Raw genomic sequence first — 19,728 nt, forward strand, 5'->3', positions numbered from 1 at the left:
TCATCCCTTGGTGGTGCCGGAGGTCAGTCCGGCGACGAGGTGGCGCTGGGCGAAGGCGAAGACCAGGCCGGCGGGCACCGCGATGATCACGGCGGCGGCGGTCATCGAGCCCCAGTCGTTGACGTACTGGTTGACGAAGGTCTGGAGGCCGCCGGCGAGGGTCAGGTTCTCCTCCCCGGTCATGAACGCGGAGGCGTACGCGACCTCGGCCCAGGCGGTCACGAAGGTGTAGAAGCCGGTGACGGCCAGGCCGGGGCGGGCCAGCGGCAGGACCAGGCGCCAGAAGGTGCCGAAGGGGTTGAGGCCGTCGACGCGCCCGGCTTCGTCGATCTCCACCGGGATGGTGTCGAAGAAGCCTTTCATCATCCAGGCGCAGAACGGGACGGCGATGGTCAGGTACGTGACGATCAGACCGGCCGGCTGGTTGAGCAGGCCCAGGCTCGCCATCAGGTTGTACAGCGGCACGATCAGCACGGCGACCGGGAACATCTGCGTGATCAGCAGCAGCCACATCAGCGGGCGCATCCCGGGGAACCGGAAGCGGCTGACGGCGTAGCCGGTGGTGGCCGCGACGAAGACGCCGAGGACGGTGGTGACGCCGACGACCAGCAGCGAGTTGCCGAACCAGGTCAGGAACTGGGTGTCGGCGACCACGTGCCGGTAGTTGGCGAAGGTGAAGTGGGTGACCAGCTCGGTGGAGAAGGCGTCGTTCTTCGGTTTGAAGGACGTGACGAGCAGCCACAGGGGCGGGAAGACCGCGACGGCGGCGGCGATCAGGAGGGTCGCGTGCAGGCCGACGGAGGCCAGCGGGCTGCGCCTGTTGCGCAGGGACTCGGCCATCACCACACCTCTCCCTGCTTGCGGAGCGAGCGCCGGTAGACGACCGCGATGAGGGACAGCAGGAGCAGGATCAGCACGCCCCAGGCGGCCGAGCCGGAGAAGTCCCGTGGGCTGTCGACGAAGGAGAGCCGGTAGGCGTACGTCACCAGGATCTCGGTGGCGTCGCCGGGGCCGCCCCGGGTGAGCAGGTAGATCACCGGGAACATGTTGAACGTCCAGATGGTGGAGAGCAGGATCACGGTGCTGCTCACGCCGCGCAGCCCCGGCAGGGTGATGTTGCGGAACCGCTGCCAGGCGTTGGCACCGTCCATCTCCGCGGCCTCGTACAGCTCGCCGGGGATCGACTGGAGACCGCCGAGCAGCGCGACGAGCATGAACGGCACGCCCAGCCACACGTTGACGGCGATGACCGACAGCTTGGCCCAGGTCGGGTCGTTCAGCCAGGGCACCGCGTCGATGCCGCCGCCCGCCAGGACCTTGTTGAGCAGGCCGTTCTTCTCGTTGTAGAGCAGCCGCCAGGTGAAGACGGAGACGAAGGCGGGGATGGCCCAGGGCAGGATCAGCGCCAGCCGGTAGAAGGTGCGGCCGCGCAGGGTGCGGTTGAGCAGGTTGGCGAGGGTCAGGCCGATGGCGAAGGTGAGGGCGACGCAGGCCACCGTCCACAGGACGGTCCAGCCGAGGCGGCCCCAGAAGACGTCGTCGCCGAGGATCTCGGTGTAGTTCTCCAGGCCGGTGAACGTGTAGGTGGCCGGGATGTGGTTCATGCCGATGTTGCGCTCGACGTTGGCCTCGTTGGCGTCCGTCAGCGACAGGTACAGGCCGCGGACCAGGGGGTAGCCGATGATGACGCCGATGACGAGCACCACCGGGGCGACCATGGTCCAGGCGTACCAGTGGGTGCTCAGGGCTCTGCGCGCCCGGCCCGGCGGCGCGGCGGCGGTCCCCTTCCGCCGGGCCCGGGACATCCGTACGGCGTCCGTCACTTGTAGTCCTTGAGGATCTTGCGGTAGCTGTCGCCGACGGCCTTGGCGGCCTGCTCGGGCGTGCTGGAGCCGGTGAGGACCTTGTTCATCTGCACCTTGATCGGCTCGAAGAGGGCGTTGCCCTCGGCGATCCAGGGGCGCTGGACGGCCTTGTCGACGGCGGGCTTGAAGAAGCCGACCATCTCGTTGTTCTTGACGGACGGCACCTCGTACACGGACTTGCGGGTGGGCAGCAGGCTGAGCTGTTCGGTGGTCTGCTGCTGGATCTTCGCCGAGCTCATGTACTTGACGAAGGCGTAGGACGCCTGGAGGTTCTTCGAGCCCGCGTAGACGGAGAGGTTCCAGCCGCCCTGCGGGGAGCCCTGGGAGGCGCTGCCGCCGGGTACGGGCGCGACGCCCAGGTTCTTCTTGTCCTTGAACTCCTTGCCCGCGCGGACGCCTTCGATGTCCCAGGGGCCGCTGACGGCCATCGCGACGCTGCCGTCCTTGAGGGCCTTGAGCTGGTTCTCCTGGCCGTCGGTGGCGTCGGTGACGGCGGCCTTGGAGTCGACCAGGTCCTTGATGGCCTTGAACGCCTTGACACCGGCGTCGTCGTCGATGGTGACGACCTTGTCGCGGGCGTCGACCAGGTCGCCGCCCTCGCCGTAGAGGTAGGGCAGGAACCAGTACGGGTCGTCGCCGCGCAGGTACAGCGCGGTGGCGCCGGTCTTGTCCTTGATCTGCTGGGCGGCGGCGGTCAGCTCGGCGAAGGTCTTGGGGACCTCGACGCCGGCCTGCTGGAGCAGCCGCTTGTTGTAGAAGAGGCCGAGAGTGTCGGTGACCTGCGGCACCGCGTAGGTCTTGTCCTTGAACCTGGTGCTGCCGAGCGCCTGCGGCAGGTAGTCGCCGGTGTCGGCCAGGGCCGGGGTGTCGTCCAGCGGGGCGAGGTAGCCGAGGTTGGCGAAGTCGGCGACCCAGGCGACCTCGGTGCGCATCACGTCGGGGGCGCCGGCGCCGGCCCCCGCGGCGTTCTTGAACTTGGCGTTGGCCTCGCCGAACGCGACGCTGACGTACTTCACGTCGACCTTCGGGTGCTCCTTCTCGAAGCTCTCGGCCAGCTTCTTGTACGTCGCCTTCTCGGCGTCGTTGGAGGTGTCCCAGAAGGTCACGGTGCCCGACAGCTCGCCCCCGCTCTGCTGGTCGCCTCCGCCGCCGCTGCCGCACGCTGTCGCCGCCAGTGCCAGACCCGCGACCAACGCGGTGGTCGCCATGCCACGCCGCATGTGAACTCCTCAAGGTAACGCCCGAGATGGCGTCGGAACGCCATGCCCGGCCGTTCGGAACGCCTGTGATGGCGGACAGGAACGTAACAGCGCCGTCATGAATTCGAAAGACCTTGCGGCAATTTTCTGCAAGCCGACGGGAAGGGGTTGCAGGGGGCGGCGCCCGCGCACACCACGCCCCTCGCACCCCGGCAGGCCGCTCACCAGGGCTCCGAGCGCCCGCGGGCCCGTCACCCCGCCGTGCTCCGCGCGTTGAGTCCGTAGACGACCGTCCGACGATCGATGCCTGGACCCTGCAAGACGATGCATGGACGCTCTCCCCCGAATCGCCCCACTCTCGACAGGGATGCCAGATGACCCAGGAGCTGACCTCGACCGACCCCGGCCGCGCGGCGGCAGAGCCCGGCGGGCGACCCGGCTGGTGGCGCGACGCCGTCATCTACCAGGTCTACGTCCGCTCCTTCGCCGACTGCGACGGGGACGGCATCGGCGATCTGCGCGGCGCCCGCGAACGCCTGCCCTACCTGCGCGAACTGGGCGTGGACGCCGTCTGGCTCACCCCGTTCTACGCCTCCCCGCAGGCCGACGGCGGGTACGACGTCGCCGACTACCGCTCCGTCGACCCGCTGTTCGGCAGCCTCCAGGACGCCGACGACCTCGTACGGGCCGCGCACGCGCTGGGCCTGCGGGTGATCGTCGACATCGTGCCCAACCACACCTCCGACCAGCACCCCTGGTTCCAGGACCCGGAACTGGCCCGGCGGCGCTACCTCTTCCGCCCGGGCAAGGGCGCGTCCGGCGAGCTGCCGCCCAACGACTGGGAGTCGGTCTTCGGCGGCCCCGCCTGGACCCGTACCGAGCGCGGCGACTGGTACCTGCACCTGTTCGCCCCGCAGCAGCCCGACCTGAACTGGGACGACCCGGACGTGCACGCCGAGTTCGAGTCGGTCCTGCGGTTCTGGCTCGACCTCGGCGTGGACGGCTTCCGCATCGACGTCGCCCACGGCATGGTCAAGGCGCCCGGCCTGCCGGACATCGGCCACAAGGAGCAGGCCAAACTCATCGGCAGCCAGGTGCTGCCCTTCTTCGACCAGGACGGCGTCCACGAGATCCACCGCGCCTGGCGCCGCCTGCTGGACTCCTACCCCGGCGAGCGCATCGCCGTCGCCGAGGCGTGGGCCCCCAGCCCCGAACGCCTCGCCCTGTACGTCCGCCCCGACGAGTGCCACCAGGCGTTCAACTTCCAGTTCCTGACCGCCGACTGGTCCGCCGCCTCGCTGCGCGCCGTCGTCGACGCCTCCCTCGCGGCGACCGCCTCGGTCGGCGCCACCACCTCCTGGGTGCTGTCCAACCACGACGTGGTCCGGCACGCGACCCGCCTCGGCGGCCTGCAGCGGGCCCGGGCCGCCACGCTCATGATGCTCGCGCTGCCCGGCTCGGCCTACCTGTACCAGGGTGAGGAGCTGGGCCTGCCGGAGGTCACCGACCTGCCCGACGAAGTGCGCCAGGACCCCGCGTTCTTCCGCGGCGACGGACAGGACGGCTTCCGCGACGGCTGCCGCGTACCGATGCCCTGGTACGGCGACTCGGCCGCGTACGGCTTCGGCCCCGGCGGCAGCTGGCTGCCCCAGCCGCGCGCCTGGAAGGACCTGTCCGTACGGGCCCAGACCGGCGACCCGGCCTCCACCCTGGAGCTGTACCGCGCGGCGCTCGCCCTGCGCCGCGCACACCCGTGCCTCGGCGACGGGGGCCTCGCCTGGGCCGACGCCCCCGAGGGGCTGCTGGCCTTCACCCGTACCGGCCGGCCGGGCCGTACGGAGCTGCTGTGCACCCTCAACACCCTGGACCGCGCCGTCGAACTCCCCCGCCCCGGGCGGATGCTGCTCTCCTCCACGGCGGTCTCCGCCGACGGCGCCACCGCCGTCCTGCCGGGTGACTCCTGCACCTGGTGGGCCCTTTGACGAGCGGCCCCCGCGGACCGGACGGGCCGCCCGTCGGCACGGCCCGCCGCCGGGCGGTGCGGGCAACGTGGGCAATCCGGGAGGCGACCGGTACAGTCCCACCCATGACCGCCCGGCTGGCCGACATCGCAGCGCAGGCGGGTGTCAGCGAGGCCACCGTCAGCCGGGTGCTCAACGGAAAACCCGGTGTCTCCGCCACCACCCGCCAGTCCGTGCTGGCCGCGCTCGACGTGCTCGGGTACGAGCGTCCCGTCCGGCTGCGGCAGCGCAGCGCCGGGCTGGTCGGCCTGATAACCCCGGAGCTGGAGAACCCGATCTTCCCGGCGTTCGCCCAGGTCATCGGCCAGGCACTGACCCGCCAGGGCTACACCCCGGTGCTGGCCACCCAGACGCCGGGCGGCTCCACCGAGGACGAGCTGACCGAGATGCTGGTGGACCGCGGTGTCGCCGGGATCATCTTCGTCTCCGGACTGCACGCGGACACCTCCGCCGACATGCAGCGCTACGAGCAGCTACGCGGCCAGGGCGTGCCCTTCGTCCTGATCAACGGCTTCTCCGACAAGGTGCAGGCGCCCTTCGTCTCGCCGGACGACCGGGCCGCGATCCGCCTCGCCGTCACCCATCTGGCGGCACTGGGCCACCAGCGGATCGGGCTGGCCCTGGGGCCGAAGCGCTTCGTGCCCGTCCAGCGCAAGATCGAGGGCTTCCTGCACAGCATGCGGGACCAGCTCGGCCTGGACCGGGCGGCCGCCCAGGAGCTGATCCAGCACTCCCTGTACACCCTGGAGGGCGGGCAGGCCGCGGCCGGCGCGCTGCTCGCCCGCGGCTGCACAGCGGTGGTCTGCGCCAGCGACATGATGGCGCTCGGCGCGATCCGGGCCGCCCGGCAGCAGGGCCTGGACGTGCCCCGGGAGGTCTCCGTCGTCGGTTTCGACGACTCCCCGCTGATCGCCTTCACGGACCCGCCGCTGACCACGATCCGGCAGCCGGTCACCGCGATGGGGCAGGCGGCGGTGCGCGCCCTGCTGGAGGAGGTCGGCGGCACCCCGGCGCCGCACAGCGAGTTCGTCTTCCATCCGGAGCTGGTCGTCCGCGGTTCCACGGCTTCGGTCCCGAAGACCGTCCGGGTTCCCGGCCAGGGCGGTTCCTCCGGTGCGGACGGCAGCCGGTCCGATACGTACAGTGGCCGACCCGGTGCGGACGGAGACCGGGCCGGTACGGACGACAGTCGGCCCGGTGCGGACGGCAGCCGGACCGGTACGGACGGCAGCTCCGCCTGAGTGGTCCGCCGGTGTCCGGTAGGGGCCGGTCCGTCCCTGCCGAAAGGCAGAGGCGTCCCCGACCGGGGTGGGGGTAGCGCCTCCCTCTAAGGTGCTAGGCGGGCCTCCTCGGGACAAGACCGGAGGGTGATCGGCCGCCGACCCCTTTCTGGCAGACTGTCTGCCTATGGGTGAAGCGCATGTGAAGACTCTTGACGGCCGTACGGCCGTGCCGCCACCCACCGAGGACGACGCGCCGAGTGCGTCCTCCGGTGGCCGGCTGGCCCGCCTGCGCTCTCCCCGTACCCCACGGCTCTGGTTCGAGATCCTGCTGATCGCGGTCAGCTACTGGATCTACTCCCTCATCCGCAACGCCGTGCCCGAGCAGAAGGCCCAGGCGCTGAAGAACGCGGACTGGATCTGGCAGGCCGAGCAGACCCTCGGCATAGCGGTGGAGAAGACCGTCAACCATGCCGTGGACTCGGTGACCTGGCTCATCGTCTCGATGAACTACTACTACGCCACGCTGCACTTCATCCTGACCATCGGTGTGCTGGTCTGGCTCTACCGCTGGCACCCCGGCCGGTACGCGGCCGCCCGCCTCGCGCTCTTCGCCACCACGGGCGTCGCCCTCGTCGGCTACTACTTCTACCCGCTGGCCCCGCCCCGCCTGATGAACGGCGGCGGCTTCATCGACACCGTCATCGTCCACCACACCTGGGGCTCGATGGCGTCCGGCAACCTGGCGTCGATGTCCAACCAGTACGCGGCGATGCCCTCGATGCACATAGGGTGGTCGCTGTGGTGCGGCGTGATGATCGCGCTGATCGCCAAGCCCGTGTGGGCCAAGGTGCTGGGCCTGCTCTACCCGGCCACGACCCTGATCGTGATCGTCTCCACCGCCAACCACTTCTGGCTCGACGCGGTGGGCGGCATCCTGTGCCTGGCCTTCGGCATCGGCCTGGCCTTCGCCTGGTACACGGCGCTGCCGCACCGGCTGCCGCGGCGGGTGGCCGCGGCCTGAGGCCCCCGGCCGGGCCCGCCCGGCGCAGGCCGGATCTGCCCGGCCCGGGCCGGGCCCGTCCTCAGCCCGCCGCCCCGTAGAAGATCTCCTCCACCACCGCGCGGGCCCTGCGGGTCGTCCGCCGGTAGTCGTCCAGCATCTCCCCGACGTGCCCCTCCTCGTACCCGAGGTAGCGGCCGACCGCCGCCAGCTCCCGCGCGTCGGACGGGAACGTGTCGCCGGGACGGCCCCGTACCAGCATCGTGGCGTTGCGCACCCGCGACGCCAGCACCCACGCCTCGTCGAGGATCTGCGCGTCCTCGGTGGCCAGCAGCCCGGCGTCGCGGGCCGCGGCCAGCGCCGTGCGGGTACGGGTGGTGCGCAGTCCCGGCTCGTTCCAGGCGTGCTGCATCTGGAGAAGCTGCACGGTCCACTCCACGTCGCTGAGGCCGCCGCGGCCCAGCTTGGTGTGGGTGGTCGGGTCGGCGCCGCGCGGCACCCGCTCGGTCTCCATCCGGGCCTTGAGGCGGCGGATCTCCCGTACGGCGTCCTCGCCCAGGCCCTCCATCGGATAGCGCAGCGGGCCGATCAGCTCGATGAAGCGCTTCCCCAGGTCGGCGTCGCCCGCGACCGGCTCGGCGCGCAGCAGGGCCTGTGCCTCCCACACCAGCGACCAGCGCCGGTAGTAGGCGGCGTAGGAGGAGAGCGTACGGACCAGCGGTCCGGTCTTGCCCTCCGGCCGCAGGTCGGCGTCGATCGGCAGCGGCGGGTCGGAGGAGGGGAGCTGGAGGAGGCGGCGCATCTCGTTGGCGACGGCGTGCGCGGCCTTGGTGGCCTCCTGCTCGTCGGCGCCCTCGCGCGGCTCGTGCACGAACAGCACGTCGGCGTCGGAGCCGTACCCCAGCTCCCGGCCGCCGAAGCGGCCCATCCCGATGACGGTGAAGCGGGTGGGCAGGGTGTCGCCCCACTGGTCGCGTACGGCGGCGCGCAGCGCGCCCGCGATGGTGGCGGCGGTCAGGTCGGAGACGGCGGTGCCGATCACGTCGGCGGCGTGGCCGCGATCCGCCTCCGCCGGACGGCCTTCGGTGCCGTACGCGCCGATCAGGTCGGCGGCGGCCGTACGGAACAGTTCCCGCCGCCGTACCCCACGGGCCGCGGCGACGGCCTGCTCGGCGTTCTCCGCGCGGCCGACCGCGGCCAGCACCTCCTGCTCCAGCGCGGCGCGCCCGCGCGGCTGGAGGCCGTCCTTCGCGCCGAGCAGCGCGACCGCCTCGGGGGCGCGCAGCAGCAGGTCGGGGGCGAAGCGGCCGGCCGACAGGACGCGGGCCAGGTTCTCGGCGGCGGCGCCCTCGTCGCGCAGCAGCCGCAGGTACCAGGGGGTCTTGCCGAGCGCGTCGGAGACCTTACGGAAGTTGAGCAGTCCGGCGTCCGGGTCGGCGGAGTCCGCGAACCAGGCCAGCAGGACCGGCAGCAGGGTGCGCTGGATGGCGGCCTTGCGGGTGACGCCGGAGGCCAGCGCTTCGAGGTGGCGCAGCGCGGCGACCGGGTCGGCGTAACCGAGCGCTTCGAGCCGCTGGCCTGCGGCCTTCGCGGAGAGCCGGGTACCGCCGGGCTCCAGATGTGCGACGGCGTCCAGCAGCGGCCGGTAGAACAGCTTCTCGTGCAGCCGCCGCACCTCGCGGGCGTGCCACTTCCACTCCTTGCGCAGCGTCTCGACCGGCTCGGTGCGATGGCCCATGGAGCGGGCGAGGCGCCGCTGGTCGGGCTCGTCCTCGGGCATCAGGTGGGTGCGGCGGAGCTTGTGGAGCTGGATGCGGTGTTCCAGCGTGCGCAGGAAGCAGTACGCGGCGTCCAGCGCCTTGGCGTCCTCGCGGCCGACGTAGCCACCGGCCGCCAGTGCCGAGAGGGCTTCCAGGGTGCTCGGGCTGTGCAGCGTCCCGTCGCTGCGGCCGTGCACGAGTTGCAGGAGCTGGACGGCGAACTCCACGTCGCGCAGTCCGCCGGGGCCCAGCTTCAGTTCGCGGTCGACCTGGGCGGCGGGGATGTTCTCCACGACGCGGCGGCGCATCTGCCGTACGTCGGTCACGAAGTTCTCGCGCTCGGAGACCTGCCAGACCAGCGGCGTGACCGCGGCGACGTACTCCTTGCCCAGCTCCTCGTCGCCCGCCATCGGCCGGGCCTTGAGCAGGGCCTGGAACTCCCAGGTCTTGGCCCAGCGTTCGTAGTAGGCCAGGTGGCTGTTGAGGGTGCGCACGAGCGGGCCGTTGCGGCCCTCGGGGCGCAGGTTGGCGTCCACCGGCCAGATCGTGCCCTCGGCGGTGACGTCGGAGCACACCCGCATCATCCGGCCCGCCAGCCGGGTCGCGGCCTGGAGCGCCTTGGCCTCCTCGGTGCCGTCGCGCGCCTCGGCGACGAAGATGACGTCCACGTCCGAGACGTAGTTCAGCTCCCGGCCGCCGCACTTGCCCATGGCGATGACGGCGAGCCGGCAGGCGGCGGCGTCGGTGGGCTGCTCCTCACCGGCGATCTCCAGAGCGGCGCGAACCGTAGCGGTCGCCAGGTCGGCCAGCTCCGCGGCGGTCTCGGCGAGATCGGTGGTCCCGCACACGTCGCGCGCCGCGATGCCCAGCAGGCACCGGCGGTACGCGGCGCGCAGCGCGTCCGGGCGCGGCCGGTCCCGGCCCCGCTCGCCCCAGACGCCCTCGGCCAGCGCCGCCTCGAACTCCGGTGTGGTCGGGTGCAGGTCGGCCGCCTCGTAGGTGACCAGCGACTGCCAGTCGCGCGGATGCCGTACGAGGTGGTCGCCGAGCGCCTCGGAAGCGCCGAGCACCCCCAGCAGCCGGTCGCGCAGCGGCTTCGCGGTGATCAGCGTGGACAGCAGCTTCTGCCGCTCGTCCTCGCCCTGCGCCTCCGCCAGCCGCACCAGCGCGGTCAGCGCCAGGTCCGGGTCGGCGGTGCCGCCCAGCGCCTCCAGGAGCACCGAGTCGTCCCGTACGGCGGCCAGTTCGGGCGCCTCCAGGAGACGCCCCGCCGCCGACGGGTCGGTGAAGCCGTACCGCAGCAGCCGGGAGAAGGCGCTGCTGCGCCGCCCCTGGTTCTGCGGAGCGGGGTGCGCGGTCACAGGACCGGCAGCATCTTGCGCAGCTCGAACGCGGTGACCTCGGAGCGGTACTCCTCCCATTCCTGCTTCTTGTTGCGCAGGAAGAAGTCGAAGACGTGCTCGCCGAGGGTCTCCGCGACCAGTTCGCTGCGCTCCATCAGCTCGATGGCCTCGCCGAGGTTCTGCGGCAGCGGCTCGATGCCCATGGCGCGGCGCTCGGAGTCGGACAGCGCCCACACGTCGTCGTCGGCGCCGGCCGGGAGTTCGTAGCCCTCCTCGATGCCCTTGAGTCCGGCGGCCAGCAGCACCGCGTAGGTCAGGTAGGGGTTGGCGCCGGAGTCGATGGAGCGGACCTCGACCCGGGTGGAGCCCATCTTGCCCGGCTTGTACATGGGGACGCGGATGAGCGCGGAGCGGTTGTTGTGGCCCCAGCAGATGTACGAGGGGGCTTCGCCGCCGGCGCCCGCGGTGCGGTTGGCGCCGCCCCAGATGCGCTTGTAGGAGTTGACCCACTGGTTGGTGACGGCGGAGATCTCGCCCGCGTGCCGCAGCAGGCCGGCGATGAAGGAGCGGCCGACCTTGGAGAGCTGGTACTCGGCGCCCGACTCGTGGAAGGCGTTGCGGTCGCCCTCGAACAGCGAGAGGTGGGAGTGCATGCCCGAACCCGGGTACTCCGAGAACGGCTTGGGCATGAACGTCGCCTGCACGCCCTGCTCCAGCGCGACCTGCTTCATCACCAGCCGGAACGTCATGATGTTGTCGGCGGTGGACAGCGCGTCGGCGTAGCGCAGGTCGATCTCCTGCTGTCCCGGCGCGCCCTCGTGGTGGCTGAACTCCACCGAGATACCCATCGATTCGAGCATGGTGATCGCCTGGCGGCGGAAGTCCATGCCGACGTTCTGCGGGGTGTGGTCGAAGTAGCCGGAGGAGTCCGCGGGGTTGGGCCGGGTGCCGTCCACCGGCTTGTCCTTGAGCAGGAAGAACTCGATCTCGGGGTGGGTGTAGAAGGTGAAGCCGAGGTCGGAGGTCTTGGCCAGGATGCGCTTGAGGACGTAGCGCGGGTCGGCGTAGGACGGGGAGCCGTCCGGCATCAGGATGTCGCAGAACATCCGGGCGGTGCCGGGGGCCTCGGCGCGCCACGGCAGGATCTGGAAGGTGCCCGGGTCCGGCTTGGCGATCATGTCGGACTCGTACACCCGCGCGAAGCCCTCGATCGCGGAGCCGTCGAAGCCGATGCCCTCGTCGAACGCCTGCTCAAGTTCGGCGGGCGCCACCGCCACGGACTTCAAGAACCCCAGCACATCGGTGAACCACAGTCGTACGAAGCGGATGTCGCGCTCCTCCAGCGTACGGAGCACAAACTCCTGCTGCTTGTCCATGGCTCACCAATCCTTGCAGGTCAATCGGCCTGTCCCCACCCCATCGGGCAACGAGGTGTGGCACACCAGTATCACGTGAGGGGGTTACCGTCACATTACGCACCCTCGGCCGAGATCAGAACCGCCGGTCCCGGGGCGACACCGGCACGTTTGCCCGGGAGCGGCGGACGGTACTCCAGGAGAGGGCGGCCCGGATCGTCCGGCTTTGTTCCGCCGGATGCGCTCCGCCGAATGCGTTCGGCCGGGTTGGTTCCGCCGGATGCGCCCGGTCGGTTCGTTCCGCCGGGTTCGTTCCGCCGGGCGAGCCCGTAGCCGCCCGATCCGTACGACGGCCGAGGAGAGCCCGTGAGCGACCGTTTCGACGTCACGGCCGTGACGTTCCACTTCGACCCCGTCTGCCCCTGGACCTGGCGCACCGCGCAGTGGCTGGTCGGCGCCACCGGACGGCGCGGCATCCCGCTCGCGTACCGCGCCTTCGACCTGACCGACGGGGCCGCGCTCGACGAACTGCCCGCCGGACGCCGCCCGGCCGCGGCCGGGAGCCGCTGCCTGCTGCGGCTGGCCGAGGCCGCGCACGCCGACGGCCGGGACGCGCTGACCGGCGCCGTCTATGCCGCGTACGGGGCGGCGGTGCACGACGCCGGCGCCGACCCGTCGCCGGAGCTGGCCGAGCGGTGCCTGGCGGAGGCGGGCGGCGCGGAGTACGCCGACGCGCTGCACGACTCCGCGCTGGACCGGCCGGTGGCCCGGGCCCGTGAGCAGGCGCAGGAGTTCTCCGGCAAGGACGCGGGCTCCCCCGTCACGGTCCTGGTCACGAGCGGCGGCGAACGCGGCTTCTTCGGGCCGGTGGTGGCACCCCAGCCCACCGGAGCGGACGCCGACCGCCTGTGGGACGCGTTCGTCGGCGCCGCGTCCGTACCGCAGTTCTTCGAGCTGCGGGCGCGGCGGACGGCCAAGCCGTGAGGGCCTGGGGCCTGGCGCGGTGGGGCGAGCGGTGGGATGTCGGGTTCAGCGACCGCGCTGCGGACCCTCCGGATCAGGGATGAGCGACAGGACGGCCGTGGCCACCGCGTCCGGCGCGTCGGCCATCACCAGGTGCCCGGCCGGGGCGGCGACGGCGAAGGTGCCGCCGAGCTGTGCGGCCAGCGCCCGTTGCCGCTCCAGCCAGCGCAGTTCACGCGGCGTCTCACTGCCGTCGTACGCCGCCAGGACCGTCACCGGCACGCCGCGCAGCGGATGGTCCGGGCGCAGCGCGGCGACCTCGGCGGCCTGGTAACCGTACGTCGCGTTCTCCAGGGCGCAGGCGCGCAGTACCCGACTGGTGCGGTAGGCACCGGCCTCGTACGGATCACGCGGGTGGTCGCGCACGGTCAGGACGCGGGTGGTCAGCCGGCGCGCGGCCGGACCGAGGGCGCGCGGCACCCCGGCCGCCGCGAGCACGGAGGCCAGGCCGCCCGCCCAGGCCGTACGGACGGTACGCGGCAGCAGCGGCCGCGGGTCCTCCTCCACGCTGCCGTCGGCGAGCACGATGCCCGTCGTACGGTCGGGATACAGCCGGGCGAACGCCTCGGCGTGGAAGGCGGCCAGGCTGTGGCCGACGACGGTGCAGGGCCCGGGCAGCCCGAGCGCGTCCAGGACGTGCGCGATCCGGGCGGCCTCGCCCACGGCGGTGGGCGGCTCCTGGGCGGGCGCGCTCAGCCCCAGGCCGGGCCGGTCGAAGCGGACCACCGTACGGTGCGGGGCGAGCCGGGCCGCGACCGCGTCCCAGTCGAACCAGCCCATGCCCAGCCCACCGCTGAGCACGCACACCGGGCCGCTGCCCTCACGCAGCACGTGCAGCACCACGCCGTCGACGCGCAGCATGCGGCCGGGGGCGGGGGCGGGGGCGGTCGGGCAATCCTTCGCGCCGCCTCTGCGTTCCTTCGCGCCGCCTCTCGTGTTCTTCCGCCTCCGCCGCTCGCCGTCCCCGCTCATGCCGGTTCCCCTTCCCTCCCCGTAGTGGTGCCCGCTCGCCCGACACACCACGCGAGCAGCCCGACGTACAGGGCGACGAGCAGGACCTGGAGGCGCTGGCCGACGCCCAGCGCCCAGTTGCCGTGGCCCTCGGTGAAGGCCGCGATGGAGGAGAGGGTCCAGGCGGTGGCGGCCAGTTCGGCCAGGGTCAGCCACGGTGCGACGCGGCCGAGCGGCGGCCACCGGCCGTACCGGCGGGCGGCCACGGTCAGCAGGACCAGCGCGGCCAGTGCGCCCACCATGGCCAGCGAGCTGCTGATCGCGTGCGCGGTGTGGGTGGCGGGCACCAGGCCCGCGGTCTCGCGGGCCGCGCACTCCGGGTCGCTGGTCGGGGCGCAGCTCAGCGGCAGCCGGGAGTCGACGGCGGTGGCGGCGCCGAAGAGGGCGAGCGCCGCCCAGCCGGCCGTGGCCCAGGGGCGGCGGGGAAGGGTGCAGAGCGCGGCGACCGCACCCGCCAGTACCAGCAGTCCGGCGAGCAGGTCCGTCGCGCGGAACAGGCCGCCGAGCGGCTGATCGGCGGCGGCCAGTTCACTGACGTACGTCCGTACCGGATCGAGGCCGGTGGACAGGACTACCTCCAGGACCCAGGCGGTGTACGCCACCGCACCGAGCAGGAGGAGTACGGGGGCGGCACGACGGCTCTTGCTCGGCTGCACGGACATCCTGGGGGTCGGGACGGGACGCCAGGGGCGCCTGGGAAGGTCAAGGATAGGCAAAGTGGGCGCGGACCGGGGCGCCCGGGAGCGGCATACCCCGCAGGGGTAGGGTGCTGGCCAGTGGTACCGGGAGGGCCGTCGACATGCCGTACGCAGTGCGAAGCCGGGGGAAGGCAGCCGCGTGGTGCGGCCGTCTGCTGCTGTTCGCCGCGCTGATCGTCGGTATCGTCGGCATGCACACGCTGGGGCACCCGGTGGGCGGGCACGGCTCGGGGCCGCGGCCCGCGGCACATCAGGAGCAGCCCGTCCACGAGGCACGGCAAGCCCGTCAGACGCAGCACCTGCCTTCGACACAAGACCTGCCGCGGACACGGCACCTGCCTCAGGCGCAGCACCTGCCGCAGACACCACAGCAAGCGCGTCTCTCCTCCTCCACCGCCGACGACCACCACGCCATGAACCCCGGCGCGGTCTGCCTGGCCGTGCTCTCCCTCTGCGTCCTCGTCCTCGTCCGTACGGGGCGGCTGTTGGGCCGGCAGGCCACCGACCTCCTGGCCGCCGTACGGGCCCGGCTGCTGCGCGGTCTGCGGCCCCTGCCGCCGCCGGTCCCCCGCCACAAACACCTCGCCCGGCTCTCGGTCCTGCGCGTGTAGACGCGCGGCCCGGCCGCCGACGCCTGCGCGCGTCCGCGGCCCGGCTCACGCGCGCTCACCGCAACCGTTTCCCACCATCACGAGGTGTTTCTCCACCATGCGTACGCACACCCGCCGCGCCGTGCTCGGCGCGGGCATCGCGGCCGCCGGCAGCGGCCTGCTCGCCGCCTGCTCCGGCTCCGGCTCCGGCACGGACAGCACGAAGGGCGCCGGCAACCCGGCCGAGGCGCCGGAAGGTTACGTCTCCCCCGACGGCCCGGAAGTGGCCGCCGCCGAGGCGAAGCGCGGCTCCGGCCCCGTACGGAAGGTCGCGCTGACCGCCACCGCCGCCCGGCTCGACCTGGGCGGCCGTACGGTCGGCAGTTGGGCGTACGGGGACGGTCTGCCCGGCAAGGAGGTACGGGTCACCGCGGGCGACACCCTGGAGCTGACGCTCGCCAACCACCTGCCCGAGGCCACCTCCCTGCACTGGCACGGCCTGGCCCTGCGCAACGACATGGACGGCGTACCGGACCTGACCCAGCGCCCCGTGAAGGCGGGCGGCTCGTTCACGTACCGCTTCGCCGTCAGCCACCCCGGCACGTACTGGTTCCACCCGCACTCGGGCGTGCAGCAGGACCGCGGCCTGTACGCGCCGCTGATCGTCGAGGACCCGAAGGAGCCCCTCGCCTACGACAAGGAGTGGGTGGTCGTCCTGGACGACTGGGTCGACGGGGTGGACGGCAGCACGCCGGACGCCGTGCTGGCCGAACTCCGCAAGGGCATGGGCGGAATGGACCACGGGTCCGGGTCCGGGGGCATGGGTCACGGTGGCTCAGGCGGCATGAACCACGGCGGTACGAACCATGGAGCGCACTCCATGGGCGGCCACGCGACGCCCTCCCCCGCCGGCCCCTCCCGCATGCTGATGGGCGCCACCAGCAAGCTGCTGGGCGGCGACGCGGGCGACGTGGACTACCCGTACCACCTGGTCAACGGCCGCACCCCGCAGGATCCGCAGACCTTCCGCGCACGCCCCGGCGACCGGGTCCGCATCCGCTTCGTCAACGCGGGCGGCGACACCGCGTACCGCGTCGCGCTCGGCGGCCACACCATGACCGTGACGCACACCGACGGCTATCCCGTCACCCACGCCCCGACGGACGCCCTGCTGCTCGGCATGGGCGAACGCTACGACGTGGTGGTCACGGCCAAGGACGGCGTCTTCCCGCTGACCGCGCTCGCCGAGGGCAAGAAGCGGACCGCGCTGGCCGTGCTGCGCACCGGCGGCGGGGCGGCTCCCGAGGCATCCGTACGGCCGAAGGAGTTGGACGGGCGGCTGCTGACGGCCGACCGGCTGAAGGCCGACGGGCCGGTGCGGCTGGCGTCGCGCACGCCGGACCGGACCGTACGGTTCGACCTCACCGGCTCGATGGAGAAGTACGACTGGGCCGTCAACGGCAAGAAGTACACGCCGGACCAGCGCCATCCGGTGCGGGCCGGGGAACGCGTACGGCTGTCGTTCCGCAACAACACCACCATGTGGCACCCGATGCACCTGCACGGGCACACCTTCGCCCTGCCGGACGGCGGTCCGCGCAAGGACACCGCGATCGTGCTGCCGGGCCGCCGGCTGGACGTCGACCTCGACGCGGACAACCCCGGCCTGTGGATGCTGCACTGCCACAACGTCTATCACGCGGAGTCCGGGATGATGACGGTCCTCGGCTACCGGAAGTAGGCGGTACGGGAGCGGAGCCGCGTCCAGCGCCCTCGGCCGTGCGGTCCTGCCCGCCACCGCCGGAACCCCCGCCGCCTGGCGGATGGGACGACGAGAACGGCCCCCGGCCACGGTCGTGGTCGGGGGCCGCTCTCACGGTGGTCCGGCGGGGCCGGGTCGGTTCGCCCGGCCCGGCAGGTCCGGGTCAGTTCACCCGGTCCGGCAGGTCCGGGTCAGTTCACCCGGTCCGGCAGGTCCGGGTCAGTTCACCCGGTCCGGCAGGTCCGGGTCAGTTCACCCGGTCCGGCAGTTCCAACGGTACGTCGTCGGCGTCCTCGCTGCTCGCGACGATGCGCGAGGACCCGGAGCCGCCGCGGTCGAGCAGGCCGGCGGTCACCGCGATGCCCAGGCCGATGACGGCCAGCACCGCGCCGACCAGCGCCGGAGAGGTCCAGCCCCAGCCCGCCGCGATGGCCACACCGCCGGCCCAGGCGCCGCCCGCGTTGGCCAGGTTGAACGCCGAGTGGTTGGAGGCCGAGGCCAGGGTCGGCGCGTGCTGGGCCTTCTTCATGACCAGCATCTGCAGCGGCGTGGTGGTCATGAAGCCGACCGCGCCCAGGATGACGACGCAGACCAGGGCCGCCCACTTGACGTGCACCGCGTAGGTGAAGACCACCAGGGTCACGGCGAGGGCGCCGAGTGCCCCGTACAGCGTGGGCCGCAGCGCGCGGTCGGTCAGCGGGCCCGCGGCCAGCGCGCCCAGCGTCATACCGGCACCGAAGAGCGCCAGGACCAGCGGGACGGACCCTTCGGCGAAGCCGGAGACCTCGGTCATCATCGAGGCGAGGTAGCTGTAGACGGCGAACACGCCGGCGAAGCCGAAGACCGCGGTGACCAGGCCGAGGACGACCTGCCGGTTGCCCATGGCGCGGATCTCGTGGGCCACGCCGCCGTGCTCCGCGCGCGGCATGTGCGGCACGAGGCGGGCCAGCGCGGCCATCGCGACCAGGCCGATGGCGGCCACGACCAGGAAGGTCGCACGCCAGCCGAGGTGCTGGCCGAGCAGGGTCGCGGCGGGCACGCCGACGATGTTGGCGACGGTCAGGCCGAGGAACATGGTGGCCACCGCGCGGGCCTGCCGGCCTTCCTTGACCAGCCGGGCGGCGACCACCGCGCCGACACCGAAGAACGCGCCGTGCGGGAGCCCCGCCAGCAGCCGGCCGGCGATCAGCAGGCCGAAGTTGGGTGCCAGTGCCGAGGCCAGATTGCCCACGGTGAAGACGGCCATCAGCAGCAGGAGCATCCGCTTGCGCGGGATGCGCGACCCGAGGGCGGTCAGCAGCGGAGCGCCGATGACGACGCCGAGGGCATAGGCGGAGACGAGGTAGCCGGCCGTGGGCACGGACGTACCCAGGTCGCCCGCGACATTGGGCAGCAGGCCCATCATCACGAACTCAGTCGTGCCGATGCCGAAGGCGGAGACGGCCAGCGCGAGCAGCGCCAGGGGCATGAGAGACCTTTCGAAAACGGGGTGTACGGGGTCCCGGGCACGGTGCTGCCTCGATGCACCGGGGCACCGGAGCGGTCCGTGCGGCGCGTCGGGGCGCCGGGGGTTCCGTACGGCGTACGCGGCTGGATGTCCGTAAGTTCTTCTACGGAACAAAGTCTCTCAGCCCATTCATTCCGGCGGGAGAACGGAATGTTACGGAGGAGCGGCGCCGGACGGCAGCGGCGCCCCGGTGGAGCGGGAAGAGCCTGCTCCACCGGGGCGCCGCGGCCGTCCGGGCTTTGTCAGATCTTGACCGAGGCGGCGAGCGGAAGGTGATCACTGCCGGTCCGGGGCAGCGACCAGGAGGAGACCGGGTCGATCCCCTTCATCATGATCTGGTCGATCCGCGCCATCGGGAAGCCGGCTGGCCAGCTGAAGCCGAAACCGTCGCCCGCCGCGCCCTGGGCCGAGCGCATCTGCGAGGTGACCGGAGCCAGCGAACGGTCGTTCATGGTGCCGTTGAGGTCACCGAGCAGGATGACCTGCCCGAGGCTCTCCTTGGAGATCGCCTCGCCGAGGGCGGCCGCGCTGTCGTCACGCTGGTTGGCGGTGAATCCCGCGTTGAGCTTGACCCGTACCGACGGCAGGTGCGCGACGTAGAAGGCGACCTGCCGGCCGTCGGGCGCCTTGACGGTGGCGCGCAGCGCGCGGGTCCAGCCCATCTTGATGTTCACGGGCGCTGCGTCGGAGATCGGGTGCTTGCTCCACAGCCCGACCGTGCCCTGCACCGTGCGGTACGGGTACGCCTTGGCCAGCCCTTCCTTGTACTTGGGCAGCGCGTCACCGGTCAGCTCCTCCAGGGCCACCACGTCCGCGCCGGACTTCACGATGTCCCTGGCCGTGCCCGCCGGGTCGGGGTTGTCGGCGTCGACGTTGTGGGTGGCGACGGTCAGATTGCCGCCGGTGCCCTTCTTGTCCGTGACCTGCCCGCCGAAGAGGCTGACCCAGACGACGGCGGGCAGCAGCAGCGCGACGACCGCCGTCGTGGAACGCCGCAGCACGGCGGCGATCAGCAGCAGCGGGACGCCCAGCAGGCCGAGCCACGGCAGGAACGTCTCCAGCAGGCTGCCGAGGTTGCCCACGGTGTTGGGGACGTGCGCGTGCAGGATCATCAGCAGCCCGAGCAGGACCGCCAGCACCGCCAGCACGATGCCCCGCCGCCACATGCCCTCCGGGCGCCACCAGTCGCGCAGGCGCCGCGCCCCGGAGGCGGCCCGCTCAGGGTCTTGGCCCTGCCCCGACTCCGTCATGTATGCCTGCGCCATGCCGCTGCCCTCACTGCCTTGCTCCGTACGCCCCGCCTGTGGTCTCCGACCCTAGGCGATGGCCCGTAATGCGTTTTCTTAGAAGTGGAGACGGCACGCTGACGGC

The 19,728-nt window shown here is 72.2% G+C and carries 15 protein-coding genes; 6 read left to right on the plus strand and 9 right to left on the minus strand.

Annotated features, from left to right (window positions below; genetic code table 11):
* The 3 genes from AB0A97_RS02335 to AB0A97_RS02345 are packed head-to-tail and all read right to left on the minus strand — an operon-like array spanning position 1 to position 3,085.
* On the minus strand, positions 1-840 hold the full coding sequence (locus tag AB0A97_RS02335; protein ID WP_361143273.1) for a carbohydrate ABC transporter permease: 840 nt from the start codon (positions 838-840) through the stop codon (positions 1-3).
* Positions 840-1,805 (minus strand): sugar ABC transporter permease, encoded by a 966-nt coding sequence (locus AB0A97_RS02340; RefSeq protein WP_361145182.1) that lies wholly within the window; start codon positions 1,803-1,805, stop codon positions 840-842. Before AB0A97_RS02340 ends, AB0A97_RS02335 begins: the two co-directional genes overlap by 1 nt.
* A 14-nt stretch (positions 1,806-1,819) precedes the next feature.
* Positions 1,820-3,085 carry an extracellular solute-binding protein gene (locus tag AB0A97_RS02345; RefSeq protein ID WP_361143276.1) on the minus strand — a complete coding sequence of 422 codons (1,266 nt, stop codon included), beginning with the start codon at positions 3,083-3,085 and terminating at the stop codon, positions 1,820-1,822.
* 353 nt (positions 3,086-3,438) lie between these two features.
* Between AB0A97_RS02345 and AB0A97_RS02350 the strand changes: the two genes are divergently transcribed.
* The 3 genes from AB0A97_RS02350 (at position 3,439) to AB0A97_RS02360 (ending at position 7,329) form a co-directional block, all read left to right on the plus strand.
* Positions 3,439-5,046, plus strand: a complete 1,608-nt coding sequence (locus AB0A97_RS02350) for a glycoside hydrolase family 13 protein (RefSeq protein WP_361143279.1) — start codon at positions 3,439-3,441, stop codon at positions 5,044-5,046.
* A 104-nt stretch (positions 5,047-5,150) separates the two neighbouring features.
* Complete coding sequence (locus AB0A97_RS02355; RefSeq protein WP_361143282.1) at positions 5,151-6,326, plus strand: LacI family DNA-binding transcriptional regulator; 1,176 nt, start codon at positions 5,151-5,153, stop codon at positions 6,324-6,326.
* Positions 6,327-6,492: 166 nt separating this feature from the next.
* Positions 6,493-7,329, plus strand: coding sequence for a phosphatase PAP2 family protein (locus AB0A97_RS02360; RefSeq protein ID WP_361143285.1), 837 nt, complete (start codon positions 6,493-6,495; stop codon positions 7,327-7,329).
* Between the two features lie 61 nt (positions 7,330-7,390).
* Here the strand turns inward: AB0A97_RS02360 and AB0A97_RS02365 are convergent, their stop codons facing one another.
* Together AB0A97_RS02365 and glnA are read right to left on the minus strand one after the other, a co-directional pair.
* Positions 7,391-10,429, minus strand: a complete 3,039-nt coding sequence (locus AB0A97_RS02365; RefSeq protein WP_361143288.1) for a bifunctional [glutamine synthetase] adenylyltransferase/[glutamine synthetase]-adenylyl-L-tyrosine phosphorylase — start codon at positions 10,427-10,429, stop codon at positions 7,391-7,393.
* The gene (glnA, locus tag AB0A97_RS02370) at positions 10,426-11,787 is read right to left on the minus strand and encodes a type I glutamate--ammonia ligase (protein ID WP_361143291.1); all 1,362 of its coding nucleotides are present in this window, start codon (positions 11,785-11,787) and stop codon (positions 10,426-10,428) included. The genes AB0A97_RS02365 and glnA overlap by 4 nt, the downstream gene beginning before the upstream one ends.
* Before the next feature lie 345 nt (positions 11,788-12,132).
* Here glnA and AB0A97_RS02375 point away from each other — a divergent pair, with 345 nt between their 5' ends.
* On the plus strand, positions 12,133-12,750 hold the full coding sequence (locus tag AB0A97_RS02375; protein ID WP_361143294.1) for a hypothetical protein: 618 nt from the start codon (positions 12,133-12,135) through the stop codon (positions 12,748-12,750).
* Positions 12,751-12,795: 45 nt separating this feature from the next.
* Here the strand turns inward: AB0A97_RS02375 and AB0A97_RS02380 are convergent, their stop codons facing one another.
* Positions 12,796-13,650 (minus strand): alpha/beta hydrolase, encoded by an 855-nt coding sequence (locus AB0A97_RS02380; RefSeq protein ID WP_361145185.1) that lies wholly within the window; start codon positions 13,648-13,650, stop codon positions 12,796-12,798.
* Positions 13,651-13,757: 107 nt separating this feature from the next.
* Complete coding sequence (locus AB0A97_RS02385; protein ID WP_361143296.1) at positions 13,758-14,462, minus strand: DUF998 domain-containing protein; 705 nt, start codon at positions 14,460-14,462, stop codon at positions 13,758-13,760.
* 137 nt (positions 14,463-14,599) lie between these two features.
* On the opposite strand from AB0A97_RS02385, the gene AB0A97_RS02390 reads away from it, so the two are divergent.
* Positions 14,600-15,109: a hypothetical protein gene (locus AB0A97_RS02390; RefSeq protein ID WP_361143299.1), complete on the plus strand. Its 510-nt coding sequence runs from the start codon at positions 14,600-14,602 to the stop codon at positions 15,107-15,109.
* A gap of 97 nt (positions 15,110-15,206) precedes the next feature.
* Positions 15,207-16,829: a multicopper oxidase family protein gene (locus tag AB0A97_RS02395; protein WP_361143301.1), complete on the plus strand. Its 1,623-nt coding sequence runs from the start codon at positions 15,207-15,209 to the stop codon at positions 16,827-16,829.
* Between the two features lie 268 nt (positions 16,830-17,097).
* Here AB0A97_RS02395 and AB0A97_RS02400 read toward each other — a convergent pair whose 3' ends face one another.
* Entirely contained in the window at positions 17,098-18,318 is a 1,221-nt protein-coding gene (locus AB0A97_RS02400) for an MFS transporter (RefSeq protein WP_361143304.1), read from the minus strand.
* A gap of 281 nt (positions 18,319-18,599) precedes the next feature.
* The gene (locus AB0A97_RS02405) at positions 18,600-19,622 is read right to left on the minus strand and encodes an endonuclease/exonuclease/phosphatase family protein (RefSeq protein WP_361143306.1); all 1,023 of its coding nucleotides are present in this window, start codon (positions 19,620-19,622) and stop codon (positions 18,600-18,602) included.
* Positions 19,623-19,728 lie beyond the last annotated feature (106 nt).

Origin of the sequence: Streptomyces sp. NPDC045470, assembly GCF_040646595.1 — a bacterium.
In the GTDB taxonomy this organism is placed as follows: Bacteria; Actinomycetota; Actinomycetes; order Streptomycetales; family Streptomycetaceae; genus Streptomyces.

Bases quoted from the DNA above. Each gene is read 5' to 3' on its own strand.
- AB0A97_RS02335 (WP_361143273.1), bottom strand. From the start codon at position 840: ATGGCCGAGTCCCTGCGCAACAGGCGCAGCCCGCTGGCCTCCGTCGGC.
- AB0A97_RS02340 (WP_361145182.1), bottom strand. From the start codon at position 1,805: ATGTCCCGGGCCCGGCGGAAGGGGACCGCCGCCGCGCCGCCGGGCCGG.
- AB0A97_RS02345 (WP_361143276.1), bottom strand. From the start codon at position 3,085: ATGCGGCGTGGCATGGCGACCACCGCGTTGGTCGCGGGTCTGGCACTG.
- AB0A97_RS02350 (WP_361143279.1), top strand. From the start codon at position 3,439: ATGACCCAGGAGCTGACCTCGACCGACCCCGGCCGCGCGGCGGCAGAG.
- AB0A97_RS02355 (WP_361143282.1), top strand. From the start codon at position 5,151: ATGACCGCCCGGCTGGCCGACATCGCAGCGCAGGCGGGTGTCAGCGAG.
- AB0A97_RS02360 (WP_361143285.1), top strand. From the start codon at position 6,493: ATGGGTGAAGCGCATGTGAAGACTCTTGACGGCCGTACGGCCGTGCCG.
- glnA (WP_361143291.1), bottom strand. From the start codon at position 11,787: ATGGACAAGCAGCAGGAGTTTGTGCTCCGTACGCTGGAGGAGCGCGAC.
- AB0A97_RS02380 (WP_361145185.1), bottom strand. From the start codon at position 13,650: ATGCTGCGCGTCGACGGCGTGGTGCTGCACGTGCTGCGTGAGGGCAGC.
- AB0A97_RS02385 (WP_361143296.1), bottom strand. From the start codon at position 14,462: ATGTCCGTGCAGCCGAGCAAGAGCCGTCGTGCCGCCCCCGTACTCCTC.
- AB0A97_RS02390 (WP_361143299.1), top strand. From the start codon at position 14,600: ATGCCGTACGCAGTGCGAAGCCGGGGGAAGGCAGCCGCGTGGTGCGGC.
- AB0A97_RS02395 (WP_361143301.1), top strand. From the start codon at position 15,207: ATGCGTACGCACACCCGCCGCGCCGTGCTCGGCGCGGGCATCGCGGCC.
- AB0A97_RS02400 (WP_361143304.1), bottom strand. From the start codon at position 18,318: ATGCCCCTGGCGCTGCTCGCGCTGGCCGTCTCCGCCTTCGGCATCGGC.
- AB0A97_RS02405 (WP_361143306.1), bottom strand. From the start codon at position 19,622: ATGGCGCAGGCATACATGACGGAGTCGGGGCAGGGCCAAGACCCTGAG.